Source organism: Streptomyces sp. SN-593 (genome assembly GCF_016756395.1).
GTDB classification, from domain to species: Bacteria; Actinomycetota; Actinomycetes; order Streptomycetales; family Streptomycetaceae; genus Actinacidiphila; species Actinacidiphila reveromycinica.
Genome location: NZ_AP018365.1, coordinates 7,267,033 through 7,280,758, shown reverse-complemented (window position 1 = coordinate 7,280,758; position 13,726 = coordinate 7,267,033). Strand labels below are relative to the sequence as shown.

Annotated in this window: 9 protein-coding genes; 1 reads left to right on the top strand and 8 read right to left on the bottom strand. The window is 75.4% G+C overall.

Annotation, left to right across the window (positions count from 1 at the left end):
- Position 1 precedes the first annotated feature (1 nt).
- The 5 genes from RVR_RS31185 to RVR_RS31165 all read right to left on the bottom strand — a co-directional run bounded on the left by RVR_RS31185 (position 2) and on the right by RVR_RS31165 (position 8,207).
- Positions 2-3,778: a P-loop NTPase fold protein gene (locus RVR_RS31185; protein WP_202237241.1), complete on the bottom strand. Its 3,777-nt coding sequence runs from the start codon at positions 3,776-3,778 to the stop codon at positions 2-4.
- 278 nt (positions 3,779-4,056) lie between these two features.
- Positions 4,057-4,320: a hypothetical protein gene (locus RVR_RS31180; protein ID WP_202237240.1), complete on the bottom strand. Its 264-nt coding sequence runs from the start codon at positions 4,318-4,320 to the stop codon at positions 4,057-4,059.
- A gap of 80 nt (positions 4,321-4,400) precedes the next feature.
- A complete protein-coding gene (locus RVR_RS31175; RefSeq protein WP_202237239.1) occupies positions 4,401-6,131 on the bottom strand; it encodes a hypothetical protein in 1,731 nt (576 codons plus the stop codon).
- Positions 6,132-6,386: 255 nt separating this feature from the next.
- Complete coding sequence (locus RVR_RS31170; protein ID WP_202237238.1) at positions 6,387-7,154, bottom strand: SDR family NAD(P)-dependent oxidoreductase; 768 nt, start codon at positions 7,152-7,154, stop codon at positions 6,387-6,389.
- 192 nt (positions 7,155-7,346) lie between these two features.
- Entirely contained in the window at positions 7,347-8,207 is an 861-nt protein-coding gene (locus RVR_RS31165; protein ID WP_202237237.1) for a TauD/TfdA dioxygenase family protein, read from the bottom strand.
- 201 nt (positions 8,208-8,408) lie between these two features.
- Between RVR_RS31165 and RVR_RS31160 the strand changes: the two genes are divergently transcribed.
- The gene (locus RVR_RS31160; RefSeq protein ID WP_202237236.1) at positions 8,409-9,437 is read left to right on the top strand and encodes a methyltransferase; all 1,029 of its coding nucleotides are present in this window, start codon (positions 8,409-8,411) and stop codon (positions 9,435-9,437) included.
- A gap of 95 nt (positions 9,438-9,532) precedes the next feature.
- On the opposite strand, the gene RVR_RS31155 is transcribed toward RVR_RS31160, so the two are convergent.
- The 3 genes from RVR_RS31155 to RVR_RS31145 are packed head-to-tail and all read right to left on the bottom strand — an operon-like array spanning position 9,533 to position 13,726.
- Positions 9,533-10,804, bottom strand: a complete 1,272-nt coding sequence (locus RVR_RS31155) for an FAD-dependent oxidoreductase (protein WP_202237235.1) — start codon at positions 10,802-10,804, stop codon at positions 9,533-9,535.
- On the bottom strand, positions 10,794-12,509 hold the full coding sequence (locus tag RVR_RS31150; RefSeq protein ID WP_202237234.1) for a prenyltransferase/squalene oxidase repeat-containing protein: 1,716 nt from the start codon (positions 12,507-12,509) through the stop codon (positions 10,794-10,796). Before RVR_RS31150 ends, RVR_RS31155 begins: the two co-directional genes overlap by 11 nt.
- Positions 12,506-13,726, bottom strand: a complete 1,221-nt coding sequence (locus tag RVR_RS31145) for a UbiA family prenyltransferase (protein WP_237405068.1) — start codon at positions 13,724-13,726, stop codon at positions 12,506-12,508. The genes RVR_RS31150 and RVR_RS31145 overlap by 4 nt, the downstream gene beginning before the upstream one ends.

Sequence of the window (13,726 nt, the reverse complement as noted above, 5' to 3'; positions counted from 1 at the left end):
CTCACCCTTCCCCGGTGCCCTGCCATCCCAGAGGCCGGATCATCAACCCGGTGGGGAAGGACAGCCGGCTGACCGGGACCAGCCACGCCGCCCACGCCTCCAGCGGCTCCGGCAGCGGCAGCCCCCTGCGCTCGGCCGCGTCCGTGACGTGGCCCAGCGCGGAGACCAGCGCCCGCCACTGGTCCGGCCGCACCGCGGGGGTCCGCGCGAGGGCACCGTCGGCACCCGGCCCGGCCGGCTCGGCCCGCGCCGCGGAGATCTCCTCCTGGAACTCCCGCCACCTGCTCCCGGGGGACGTGGTCGCCCGGTGGTGCAGGCGCTGGAAGAAGGCCGGGCCCGCGGTCGGGTAGGCGACGAGCAGCGCGAGCAGCACCATGCCCGCCCGGTAGGGGAAGTACGCCACCTCGCGCCGGTCGCCGGTGTCCGGGTCGCGCAGCTCGGTGCGCTGCTCGGCGAGGTCGCCCGCACGGTGGTCCCGGCGGATGGCGTTGAGCAGACCGTAGGAGTTCGCGAGCCGCTTCACCGCCCGCGGCGTGCTGACCAGCAGGGGCGGTCCGAGCAGGTTGAGCAGCGCCAGCTCGTCGGGTTCGAGGGTGAGCGGGTCCACCCGGTCCCTCTTCGCCGCCGCCGGCAGCCGCGGGCCCGCCCAGCCGTGGCCCTGCTCGGCGGCCGCCGCGAGGCCCCCCGCCCCCGCGGCGGCGCCGGGCGCCACCGCGTGCGGCGCCACCACCGGGTCGTCGCCGGGAGCGCCGGCGGCGGGCTCCGCGGCCCGGGCGCCGGCCGGCGTGTCCGCCTGCTCCGGCCGCGGGCCGCCCGGCGTGTCCTCGCCGGCCTCCGGGCGGGTGCCGACCAGGGTGCGCAGCAGCCGCCGGTAGCCGTCGCGGTCCATCGGGGACAGCGTCAGGACCACCTGGAAGATCTTCTCCAGGTACTGCGCCGGGTTGAGCCGCCACAGTTCCCCGTCGTCGGCATCGGTCTCCCCCGCTCCCGCGGCGGGCCGCTCCGCCGGGCCGTCGAGCATGCCGCGGTAGTGCGTGGCGATGGCGTGCAGCAGCCAGCGCGGATCGACGGCCACCACCACGACGAACAGGTCCACGGCGAGCAGCAGGTGGATCGCCTCCAGGACCTCCACCACCCGGTGGGAGGGGCAGCGGTCCAGGTCGTCGATGTAGAGCACGATGCGGGCGATGCGCGGCAGCTCGTCCTGCACCACGTCGGCACGCGCGGCTGCGGACAGCGGCCCGCCGGCCGACCGGTCGGGTTCGGCGGCGACCTCCGCGAGGAGCCGTGCCATGCGCTGGAAGTCCTCGCGTATCTGGGTCATCATCCCCAGGCGGCCGCGGTACTGCCCGTCCCCCACCCGGTCCGACACCAGTCCGGCCAGTTGCCCGGCCGCCGTCATGTTCCGCAACTGCCGTTCCAGGGCGGCGACTTCCTCGGCGGCCAGGTTGGCCGCGATCTCGACGCGCGAGTGCACCTCCGCGCCGTACTCGGCCGCCTTCCTCAGGCCGTCCCTCAGCCGCTCGCGGGTGGCGCGCAGCGCCTTGCGGACGTAGGCGACCACCAGCAGGACGGCGGAGGTGCCGGGCAGCGCCGCGATCAGCGCGCGCCACCATCCGTCCATGCGGCCCCTGACCGCCGGCAGGCCCCAGTAGGCGGCGACCACGAGCGCCAGCGCGAGCACGACGCCGGCGAGGTAGCGCAGGACCACCCGCAGCGGGAGCGCGCCCAGCAGGCGGCGCGCCCACACCCGGGCGCTGCGCAGCCTGCCGAGGGTGTCGGTGGCCTGCGCGAAGAGCTGCTGCGCCCGGGGGCCGCCCAGCAGCAGGGTCAGTTCCTCGCGCCGCTCGGCGGGCAGCGCCTCCCACAGGTCGCCGTCCAGCGCCTCGCGCAGCTCGTCACGCCGCTTGCGCGCGCCGATCAGCCGCTCGCCCAGGCCGCGTTCCTGCACCAGTTCCGCGGTGAGCCGGGACTGCCGGCGCTGCTCGTCGCCCCGGTCGCCGCTCGGCGGGGTCGACAACTGGGCGAACAACTCGGCGACCAGGCTGGCCCACAGGTCGGTCTCCGCGTAGTGCCAGGCGTTGAAGCGCACCTGCCTGACGTCCCGCTGGGCGAGCGGGCTGCCGGTCCGTTCGTTGCCGGCGACCCGCTGCTGCAACAGGTTCATGAAGTGGCTCTTGCCCTCGCCCCAGTCCCCGAACAGGCCAACGGCCAGGGGCGGTTGCACCGTGCGGGCGGTGATCAGCTCGGCGATCGCGGTGGCGTCCCCCTCGCGGGACAGCTCGTCGGTGGCCACGGCGGAGTCGGAGCGGTAGGTCGGCAGCCGCGGCAGCGGGCGGTCCTCGACCAGGCCGACCAGCCGCACGGTCTTCTCGTCACGGCTGGTGGCGAGTACGGGCCGGCCGTCGACGGCGCCCCACGCTCCCCAGTCGCCCAACGGGCTGTGTCCCAGCACCGGTTCGCCGAACTGGGTGCCGGTGTCGGGGTCCCACAGCCGGATCGTCCCGTCGGCCGCGCCGGTGGCCAGGACGGGGACGTCGCCGACCGTGCACCACGCTCCCCAGCCGACCGGCCCGCTGTGTCCGGCGGGCTGGGCGTCGTAGTAGGCGTTGTCGACGGGGTCCCACAGGCGGACGCTTCCGTCGGCGCCGCCCACCGCGAGCACCGCCCGCTCGTCCGTCCGGCGGCCCCACCGCCCCCACGCGCGCTCGTACGCCGGCCCGGTGTGCAGGACCCCGACCTCCGCGCCGGACGCGGCGTCCCACACCCGCACGACACCGCCGAGCCCCGCCGTGGCGAGCACCGCCCGGTCGCCCGACCGGCCCCACGCCCCCCACAGCGTCTGGTGGGGGTCGCACCGCAGCGGCCCCCGGGACCGTCCGGTGTGCAGGTCGTGGAAGGCCACCTCCCCGGTCCGCCAGGACCCGACGGCGAGGGCCGGGTGCCCCGCGGAGATGCCGAACTCCCCCCAGTCCTGGTCGTGGAGGCGGACGTCGACGGCGTCCGCGGCGAACTCGCGCGCGGCCGGGTGCCACAGGCGGACCCGGCCGTCGGCCTGCCCCGTCGCCAGAACCGGGCCGCCCGCGTCGGATCCCCACGCCATCCACCGGCTGACGTTGCTGACGACCACGGGCTGGTCGCCGGGGGACCCCGCGTCCCAGACGTGGACGGTGCCCCGGGCGTCCCGCGCGGCCACGAGCGGGAGCCGGCCGTCCGCGGGCCAGGCCACCTGCTCCACCGGGGCGAGCGACCTGCCGGCGGTCAGTTCACGGCAGACCGGCCGCGCGCCGGAGACGTCCCACAGCCGGACGACGCCGTCGCGGGTCCCCGTCGCCAGCACCGCGGCATTGCCGACGGCGCCCCACTGCGCGCACAGCACGGCGCTCTCGTGCGGCAGCACGTCCGCGAACGGCACGGCCCGCAGCAGGGGGCGGCGCCGGTCGGCGTCGGCAGCCGCCGGAGTACGCGCCTGCTCGCCCTCGGCCACCGCGCGCTGGGCGCCGGACAGCGCCTCGTTCCAGGATCGGGCCGACCTGCGCCGGTACCCCGTCCCCCGGGCGCGTCCCTCCAGGAAGGCCACCAGGCTGTGGAAGTCGCTGCTGAACCGCTGTTCCGGTACGGCGCCGGGGGCCAGCCACCCCGCCACGTCCACCACCGTCGCGCGCCGGCCGGAGTTCGCGCCGCGCGCCGCGTCGGCGAGGGCGTCCACGTCGACATCGCCGGCCGCGCTCAGCAGTTCCTCGAAAGCCGTTCTGAATAACTCGATCCGTCGGTCCACCGCCGCGCCCCACTCCCGAATCCGGACCGGCCGCCATGGTCACGGGCGGCCGCAGTGGGGTGATATTAGTCCACTATTCGCACAGATGGGGCCATGTGTGCCGAATTCTCGGCCGGTTCACGACGGAATGCGCGAAACGGCGCGCTCCCCTGCACACGGAAGGTCCGTTCCACGGTGGAACCCGGCGGGCGGGAAGTACGGAGCGCGGCACGTCCCGGCGCGCGCGGAATTCCGGGAAAGCCGCGGAAATCCGGTGCACCACGGACGCGGCGCGACGCTCACCGTGTGCGGCCCGCGCCGCCGAGGCTTTCCTGCGCCTTCCGCATCGCGTCCTCGTCGATGTGGCCGAGGGCGTCCTGGACCTCGGCGAGCGTCATGCCGCCCGCCGTCGGCGTCCAGTCCTGACCACGTACGGAGTACCCGCCCTCCGTCGAGCCCCTCGGCTCTCCCATCAGCCGCTCCGTCAGCCGGACCAGGCCCCACCACACGTGCCGCAGGCCGGCCTCGCTGTGCTCCGTCGCCGCACGGGATGCGTCGCTCATGAGCGTCATCGTCACCCTTCTCCCCCGTTCAACCGGGCGGCTCCTCGTCCCCGCCCGGTGACAAAAGCAAAATACATCGCTTACCCCTGTTCTACCCCGGAGGGAGGACGTGAAGCCAGAAAGTCGTAGATTCTCGTGCGCACAATCCACCGGTAACAGATCGCCAGTGCGTTTCCGGCCGCGAGAACGATCAGGACCGCCCACGCCGCGCGATCCACACCGAGCACCGAGAGGTGCTGCGGAAGCGCGCCGTTCAGCCGGGGAAGTCGATTTCCCGCGTTGCGCAGGATGAAGAACGTGGTCGCCGCCACGGAGATCAGGAAGGTGGCGATCATCGACAGCACCGCGGACAGGCTGCGGGCCGACCGGCCCTGCAGGCCCAGGCCGCCGCCCAGCCGGCCCGCCGCGATCGCCGGCAGCGCCAGGAGCAGCGCGGGCACGTCGGACCCCAGGGAGGCGCCGGCGGACAGGGCGTCGTTGGAGACCGCCAGGCCCGTCAGCCACACCAGCAGCACCGTGCAGACCGCCGCGAGGCTGGCCCGGAAGTCCGAACCGGGCGGCGCCTCGTAGAAGTGGAAGCCCAGTTGGGGGTGCTTCTCGCCGGGCTTCGGCTCCGGGAAGTCGCGCGCGTAGAAGTGCGCGTAGCGCTGGCCCAGCCGGCGGCGGAAGCGGTAGTAGGGGTCCGGCCGCTCGATGGTGTCCCCGCCGTGCTCGGCGAACCAGACCGCGGCGTCCGGCTCCATGGCCTGCCGTCCGAGGTAGAAGCCCTCCGGGCCCGTCACGTCGAGGTGGAAGCTGCGGCAGGTCCAGGCGTTGTCGACCCGTACCTTGACCACGATGGGGCGCGCGCCCAGGGCCCGCCGCAGGATCATCTTCAGGCCGGAGCCGCCCGAGGCGCGGGCGCTGCGGTCCTCGGAGAGGATGACGGTCTGCTCGTAGGTGATGCTGACCACGCCGTCCCGGGGCACCGGCACCGAGGTGATGACGACGTACTGCGAGATGAGCGCCTCGACCAGGGTGGCCGCCAGCTTGGCCTGGTTGTTGCCCGGGATCAGGTCGCCCAACTGCTGGACGACCTCGCACTCCTGCCGGGTCAGCACGCCGGGCGCCTCCCGCGCGCCCGGGTTGATGATCAGGTCCAGGGCGCGCCGCTCGACGTCCTGCGCGTCGGGCGGGAGGTCGTCGTCGACGTCCAGACCGTGGCCCCGGTAGGCGTTCAGCACCAGGACGCGCACCATGCTGGCGACCAGTGCGAGGCAGTCCCGGTGGCTCTCGGTGGTCAGCGCCAGGCCGTCGGCCGCGTGGACCCGGAAGCCGTCGTGCATGTCCCCCTTGGCCGAGACGCACAGCGCGAGGTACTGCCGCTTGCGCCGCGAACGGCCCGCGTACTGCCGGGAGTCGATCCTGAAGTCCGTGGTGACCTTGCGGTGCAGCGTGCGGTGGTCGGTCTCGTAGCTCTCCACGACGCGGTCGCGCACGGCGTCGGGCTTGACGATGGACAGGGCGAGCAGCCTGGCCTGTTCGACGGTGAGCCGGCGGGTCGCGGCGAGTCGCTGGATCTCGCTGACGCTGTCGCCCGACAGGGCGGCGACCGCGGTGGGGTGGCTGGAGTTCCTGGTCGCGGTCAGGCGCCGGGCGACCGCGAGGCTGACCAGCAGCACGTCCGCCGCGGCCGCCACCCAGCGGATCACCCCGCCCCAGATCCCCAGCCGGTGGACGCCGACGACCGCCGCCAGGAAGAACAGGCAGATGGTGGCGAAGACCACCTTCGGCGCCAGCCGTCTTCGTAACCGCACACTCTCCCCGGACACGCGTGCCTCCCCCGGCGCCACACCGTGCGGGCCGGTCCCCCCGGCCGAGACGTGACGCCCGACTTCCACCGCCAGTGTGGGAGCTGACGCGCAGTCAGCGGTCGTTTCTGCCCGGTTGCGGTGAGAATGCGATCCGCCGCGCCCATGGCCGCTCCGCCGAACGGCGCAGTCCGCCCCGCGCGGGCGTCGCGTCCGGCGGACGTCAACGGGGGGAGGCCGGCTACGCCGTGGGCAGCGGCCGGCCGCGCCGCGCGGCTACATCCAGCCGCCGTCGACGGCCAGGGTGGAGCCGGAGACGTAGGAGGCGTCGTCGGAGACGAGGAAGCGGACCGCTCCCGCGACCTCCTCCGGATCGGCCCAGCGGCCGGCGGAGGTCATGCCGCGCACGATGCGCTCGGGGTCGATCCCCGCCAGCGAACGGGGTGTGTAGTGGGCGGCGTTCTCGGCCGCCATGTCGGTGCGGGTGCCGCCGGGGGCGATGGCGTTGATGGTGATGCCGCGTTCGCCCAGCTCGGGCGCGAGGTTGCGGGCGAGGGCGCAGACGGCGGCCTTGCTGGCGCCGTAGAGCGCGTGGTCGCGCACCGCGATGCCGGCGCTGACGGAGGCGGTGAGCACGATCCGCCCGCCTTCCCGCATCGCGGCCGCGGCGGCCTGGGCGGTGAACAGTTGCCCGGCGACGTTGACGGAGAAGACGCGGTCGAAGTCGGCCGGGGTCAGCGTCTCCAGCGCGCCGAAGTGCTCGACGCCCGCGTTGCTGACAGCGATGTCGAGTCGTCCGAATGCCTCGACCGTGGCGGCCACCAGCCGGGCCGGCACACCCGGCTCGGCCACGTCGCCCTGGACGGCGGCGGCCCGGCCGCCCGCTGCCGTCAGCTCCGCCACGAGTGCGCGCGCCGCGTCCTCGCCGACCCGGTAGCCGACCATCACGGCGGCTCCCTCGGCCGCGAGGCGCCGGGCCACGGCCGCGCCGATGCCGCGGCTGCCTCCGGTGACCAGCGCGCACTTCCCGGACAGCGTCCGCATGACCTTCTCCTCTTCACCCGGGGGTTCCGCGAGCCGGCCGCGCGTGCCCCCCGCCGCCCGACGCGGCGGGGGCCGGGCCGGCGGGCCCGACGTTACGCACGTGTACGGCGGCGGACAAGGACACCGCCTCACCGCGGGTGCGGGCGGGGCGGACGGGTACGGCGGGATCGCCGCACCCGTCCGCCCCCGGGTTCAGCGTGTGGCGCGGGTGGTCTGGGCGGCGCTCTCCGTCCCCGCGTGGTGGCCCCAACGCGGGCTGTTGCCCTGGGGCTTGTCGCCGAGGATCGTGACGCGCCGGCCCACCCGCCGCTCGGTGTAGTCGTTGACCGCGAGGTGCTGGGTGGCCCGGTTGTCCCACAGGGCGATCGCGCCCGGCGTCCACCGGAAGCGGCAGGTGCGCTCGGGGCGCTCGGAGAGGGCGAACAGGTGGTCGAGGAGCAGGTCGCTCTCGTCCTTCGCCAGTTGCGGGATGCGGGTGGTGAACATCCGGTTCACGTACAGCGAGCGGCGGCCGGTCTCGGGGTGCTCGCGCACCACCGGGTGCTCCGTCTCGCTGCGGAAGGAGCCGTCGGGGAGGGTGAACAGGTGCAGCGCGGTCAGCCCGTCGAGGAGCTCGCGCAGCGGCTCGGACACGGCCTCGTAGGCGAGGTACTGGTTGCTCCACAGGGTGTCGCCGCCGCGCGGCGGGCACTGCACGATCTGGAGGATGGAGGCGACGGGCGGGCTCGGGCTGAAGGTGACGTCGGTGTGCCAGACGTCGGCCTTCGCGCCCTGGTCGGAGTCGAGGACCACGATCCGCGGGTGCCCGTCGAGCTTGGGCAGGAAGGGGTGGACCTCCAACTCGCCGAAGCGGCTGCCGAACGCCTCGTGCGCCTGCGGGCTCAGGCCGGCCGCCTCCGGGAAGAACAGCACCAGGTGTTCCAGCAGGAGCGCGTGCAGCCGGTCGAAACCGGCGTCGGTGAGTTCTTCGAGATCGATTCCCCGGACCTCGGCGCCCAACGCACCGGAGATCGGCCGGACGTCCAGGGAAACACCGTTGTCGATGGCCGTCATGACATGCCTTCCTTCTCTTTTCTGACAGGCGTGAGCGTTTATCGAGTTGCGCTCGGATTTCTTTTCCGAATTCACGATCCAATTGCTTCGCCGGCCTTGGCGGAGATATCCTCTCCATCGTGCTCATGGCTGCCGGGAATGTTTTCTCCGGTCCGGCGGCGAGCGCCCGTCACAGCCGATGTCGACAGGGAGTGAACGCGTATGGCATCCCAGCCCGCCGAGCCCGACGTCTCCGCGACCACCGAACTCACCCGGCTCATCGACCTGGCCACCCCGTTCGCCGTCCGCACCGCGGTCACCCTGCGCCTGCCGGAGCTGGTCGCCGACGGCAGCACCGGGCTGCCCGGGCTCGCCCGGGCCTGCGGGGCGCACGAGGAGTCGCTGGGCCGGCTTATGCGCCACCTCGTCGGGATCGGGCTGTTCGCCGAGACGGGGCCGCAGACCTACGGACTGACCGCGCTGTCGCGGCAGTTGCTCAGCGAGGACAGCACCTGGTACCGGGGCTGGCTGAACCTGGAGAGCCCCGGCACCCGGATGGACCTGGCCTTCACCGGCATGCTGCACTCCATCCGCACCGGCGAGTCGGCCTACGGCACGGTGCACGGCACGCCGTTCTGGCAGGACTACGAGCAGGACACCGAGCTGCGCCGGTTCTTCGGCGGCGTGATGGCGGCCTTCGCCTGGCAGACCGGGCCGGTGCTGGCCACCGAGTTCGACTGGTCCGGCGTGCGCACCGTGATCGACGTCGGCGGCGGGATCGGCGCGCTGCTGTCCGAGGTGGTCCGGGTCAACGCCCACCTGGCGGGCGAGGTGCTGGACCTGCCGCCGGTCGCCCCCGAGGCGCAGGAGGCGCTCGACCGGGCCGGGGTGGCCCACCGGGCCCGGTTCGTGCCGGGCAGCTTCTTCGACCCGCTGCCCGCGGGCCGCGACGTCTACGTGGTCTCGCGGGTGCTGACCGACTGGAACGACGCGGACGCCACGCGCATCCTTCGGCGCTGCGCCGAGGCCGCCGGCGCGGACGGCCGCGTCGTGATCGTGGAGGTGCTCGCCGGCGACGACCACGCCAAGCGCAACGCCTCCTTCGACCTTCAGTCCCTGGTCCTGCTCGGCGGACAGGAGCGCTCCGTGCAGGACTTCGAGCGGCTGGCGGGAGCGGCGGGCCTCGCGGTGACCCGGTCGCGGAGCTGGCCCGGCGGCCTCGTGGTCGTCGAGTGCGCCGCGGCCGGGTGACCCGGGCACGGGCCCGGGCCGGGCGGCCCGGAGCCCGGTGAGGCGGGAGCCCGTACGGCGGCGGCCGGCCGGGTCGGGGGCCGGCGGGCCGGCGCTCATGCCCAGGCCGGCAGCCGGCCGCCGCGGGGATCGGGGAGCAGCCCGATCTGGTGCAGCCGGTCCAGCGGTGTCAGTTCGTGCGCGCCGAGGCCGGCCATGTTGTGCATGACGGTGTAGCGCAGCCGGGTGTTCGCGCCCGTGCACCGCATGGCGCGGCGGCCCAGGGTGCGGCCGGCCCAGGACAGGTCGGTGATCATGCGCGCCGCGTTGTGGCTGGTCCGGCCGGTCTGCGCGAGGTCCGGCAGCCGCGCCGACTCGTAGGCCCGCAGCGCGGCCTCCACCCCGGCGGGGGCCAGGTCCGCGGCGAACTCCGCCACCGCGAGGGCGAGTTCGTGGGCGTCGTGGATGGAACTGTTCATGCCCTGCGCGGCCATCGGGTGCACGGCGTGCCCGGCCTCCCCCACCAGCGCCAGGCCGGGGGCGGTCAGCCGGGGCGCGAGGAAGCGCGACACCGGCAGCGCCTGGCGGCCGCCGAGGGCCGCGGACAGCGCGTCACCGAGCGGCGCGAGCCCGGGCACCTCGGCGACCACCCGGTCCGCCCAGCGCGACAGGCCCTCCGCGTCGAGGCCGCGCAGCTCGTCCGGAGCGGTCTGGACGTACAGCCGCACCCGGTTGCCCGGCAGCGGGTAGCGCAGCCGCAGGCCGCGGGCGCTGACGTAGGCGGAGAAGTCGGGTTCGGTCGGCGGCGCGTCGTGGAGTTCGAAGGCCACCAGCCGGTGCGGGTACTCCCGCCGCTCGACCTCGATGCCGGCCTCGCGCCGCAGCCGGGAGGACAGCCCGTCGGCGGCGACCACGAGCGGGGCGCGCACCTCCTCGTCCCCGGTCCCCGCGCCGGACCGCAGCCGCACCCCGCGGACCCGTCCCCCGCTGTCGCGCAGCAGGCCGCGCACGAGCACGCCCCGCCGCAGGTCGACGCCTGGCGCCAGGCCGTCGGCCAGCGCCGCCAGGATCTGCGGGTAGTCGTGCGCCAGCAGCCAGTTGGTGTCCCCCGGCAGCCGGTCGTACTCCAGGGACATCTGCGGGCGGCCCTCGGGATCGCGGGCGACCAGGTGCGACAGCCGCAGCGCGCCGCGCTCGCGCAACCGCCCGGTGACGCCCCAGGAGGCGAGCACGCCCAGCGCGCCGGGCTGGAGGACCTCGCCCTTGGCGGCGGTGGGCGGACCGTCCTGCTTGTCCACCAGCAGGACGCGCAGGCCGAGCGAACCGAGGGCGTGGGCGGCCGCGAGACCGCCCACCCCCGCTCCGCACACGACGACGTCAGTGCGCATGGTGAAGGCGTCCTTCCTCGGCGGCGGTGCGGTAGCGGGCGAGCGCGCGCAGGGCGAGGCCGCCCGCGAGGCCGCCGTTGGGGTAGCGGCTGACGTGCCGGACGTACTCGTTGACGCGGGCCGCCGGCCAGGAGCCGTCCGGGAGGCGGGCGTCCAGCAGCCACCGGACGCCGCGCCCGACGGCCGGGTCGACGGCGGGCAGCCCGGCGGTGAGCAGCGCGCCGACCGCCCAGGCGGTCTCCTCCACGGTCCCGGGCGCGGTCCCGGACGCCGTGCCGTCGCCGGTGCTCCAGGAGCCGTCCGGGAGCTGGGTGGCCAGCAGCCACCCCCGGGCCCTGGCGACGCCCGGGTGGCCGCCCCGGCCGGCCCGGACGAGGGTGCGCAGCACCGCGGAGGTGCCGGCGGTGTGCATGCGGTACCAGACGGACTCATAGGTGCCGTCAGGGAGTTGCGCGGTGTGCAGCCAGTCGGCGGCCCGCCGCACCCGCGGGTCGTCCGCGGCGGCGCCGGAGTCCAGCAGGGCGTCCACGCACTGCGCGGTCATGTGCGGGCACGGGCCGCTGTTGGCGACCTTGGTGTTGCGCACGCACAGCCCCCACGAGCCGCGGGTGTCCTGCTGGGCGGTCAGCCAGGCCACCCCGCGCGCGACGGCGCCGCGGGCCCTGCCGTCGGGGTCGGGCAGGCCGGCCAGTGCGGAGACGATCTCGGCGGTCTCCAGCGAGGCCGGCCAGCCGCGCGGCCCGGACCAGCCCCAGAACCCCGGTGGGCAGCCGAAGGCGGTGAAGGGTCTGTCCTGCTGGTCGCGCAGGAACAGCCCCCGGGTGGGCGCGAGGCGTCCGTCCTCGGCGTACCCGGCCTCCATCAGCCCGCCGGCGGCGTACATCGACCAGGTCAGGTCCAGGGTGCCGCTGTTCCACGAGCCGTCGGCGTTGACCATGCGGCGGAACCACCCCACCGCCCCCGCGACCATGTCCGGGGCCAGGTCGGCCCGGGCCAGGCCCGCGCAGATCAGGCCGGTCACCCAGGCGTCGTCGCACCAGCCGCCGGTGCTGCCCTCGTGTTCGTACACCTGGCGGATGACCGACAGCGCGCGGGGCTCCCCCGCCCGGGCGAGCAGCCGCAGGACGGGGCCGGTGCGGCGGTAGCGGGTCTGGGCCAGGGCCAGGGCGGCGACCATGGGCCCGCGCAGGTCGAACAGCCGCCGGAACAGCCCCGGGAACAGGGCGAGTTCGAGCGGGAAGCGGCGCATGTCGTGGGGCGCGATCCATCCCGCGTAGCCGTAGAACTGGCGGCACCAGGCGGTCACCTCGGGGTGCGGGATCGCCTCCAGTCCGCCGTGGCCGGCCATCCACGCCCGGCCCGCGCCGACCGCGTCCGCGGCGCCGTCGGGGGCGACCAGGTGCAGGGTGGCGGCGGCCACCGCGGTGGGGCCCGCTTCGGACGCGCCGCCGGGCACCATGCTCCAGCCGCCGTCGGGCCGTTGGGTCCGCCGCAGCCAGTCGACGCCGAGCGCGATCAGGTCGGCCGACCCCCGCGGGTCGGCGAAGTGCAGCGCGGAGACGGCGCCCACGGTGCTGAGCGTCGAGGTGAGGGCGCCCGCGCCGTAGTCGAAGACGCCGTCGGGGCGCTGGACGGCGAACACGGCCCGCGCGCCGGAGGAGATGGCCGAGGAGACCCGGCCCGGGTCGATCGTCAGCGAGGTCATGGCTGGTACGCCTTTCTGTCCGTTCCGGACGTTCCTGGCCCGCGGGCGTCTCCCGCCTGCGCGGCGGCGGGCGGCGGGAGTTCGTGCCGGGCCCGCATGACGGCCTGCGTGACGACGCTGAAGGCCAGGAGCGGCGCCAGCAGGCAGAGCGCGACCGGCGCCCCCGCCCCGGCGGCGACGACCGCGGCGGTGAGCACCAGGCGTTCGACGACCAGCACCTCGTGCGCCCGCAGTGCCGTGCGCTGCACCCCCGGCCCGGGTCCGGCCGGGCCCGCCGGCCGCGTGCCGCGCAGCAGCGGGCCGAAGGCGGCCAGGGCGACGGCCGCGGCGACGCCGAGCAGGACGGCGCAGGCGCCCGGGTGCGCCGTCGGCAGGAGGACCACGACGGCGACGGCGACGGCCACGGCGCCCGCGTACAGGGCCGCGGCCAGCCGCGCGGCCGGGCCGACTCCCCGGCGCACCGGCACCGACAGGTAGCCGCCCGCCCGGTCGCCGTCCACGTCGCGGATGGTGCCGACGAGGTTCGAGGACGTGTCGTGCAGCAGGAAGACCAGCGCGGGCGCGAACGCCCGGGCCGGCGGGTCGGATCGCGCCAGCATGGCGCCCACCGCGAAGGCCAGTGCGGTGAGGACGCCCCGCACCGCGTTGCCGGAGATGCCGCGGCCCTTGCAGAACCGGCTGTAGGCCACGATCCCGGCCATCGCGACGACGAACAGCAGCAGCGTCCGCCAGTTCACCACCGCGAGGATCAGCGCGGCGCCCGCGGCGCACGCGGTGCCGCCGGCCAGCGCGGCTCCCGGCGACAGCCGGCCGGAGGGGATCGGGCGCTGGGGTTTGGCGATGGCGTCGAGCTCCCGGTCGAACCAGTCGCCGAGGTAGTGCCCGGCCAGCCAGCCCAGCGCCGGCGCCCCGGCCGCCAGCCCGAGCACGCCGGGCCGGTGCCCGCCGCCCGCGCTGCTCGCCCCGGCCACGCCGACCAGCGCGGGATGGGCGAGGGTGTACGGACGCCAGGTCTGCACGTGGGCGACGACAGCGCCGCCGAGGCCGCGCCGCCACCGCGTACGCCGCGACGCGGGCCCGGCGGTGCCGGCGGTTCGGCCGGTTCGGCCGGTGCCGTCGGTGCCGGCGGTGCCGGCGGTTCGGCCGGTGCCCTCGGGCGGGGCGGTGCCCTCGGGTGCGGCGGCGGGTGCGTGGTGCCGGATCTTTCTCCCGGCCAC

Coding starts and splice junctions, on each gene's coding strand:
- RVR_RS31150 (WP_202237234.1), bottom strand. CDS start 12,509: ATGACCTCGCTGACGATCGACCCGGGCCGGGTCTCCTCGGCCATCTCC.
- RVR_RS31155 (WP_202237235.1), bottom strand. CDS start 10,804: ATGCGCACTGACGTCGTCGTGTGCGGAGCGGGGGTGGGCGGTCTCGCG.
- RVR_RS31170 (WP_202237238.1), bottom strand. CDS start 7,154: ATGCGGACGCTGTCCGGGAAGTGCGCGCTGGTCACCGGAGGCAGCCGC.
- RVR_RS31160 (WP_202237236.1), top strand. CDS start 8,409: ATGGCATCCCAGCCCGCCGAGCCCGACGTCTCCGCGACCACCGAACTC.
- RVR_RS31180 (WP_202237240.1), bottom strand. CDS start 4,320: ATGAGCGACGCATCCCGTGCGGCGACGGAGCACAGCGAGGCCGGCCTG.
- RVR_RS31165 (WP_202237237.1), bottom strand. CDS start 8,207: ATGACGGCCATCGACAACGGTGTTTCCCTGGACGTCCGGCCGATCTCC.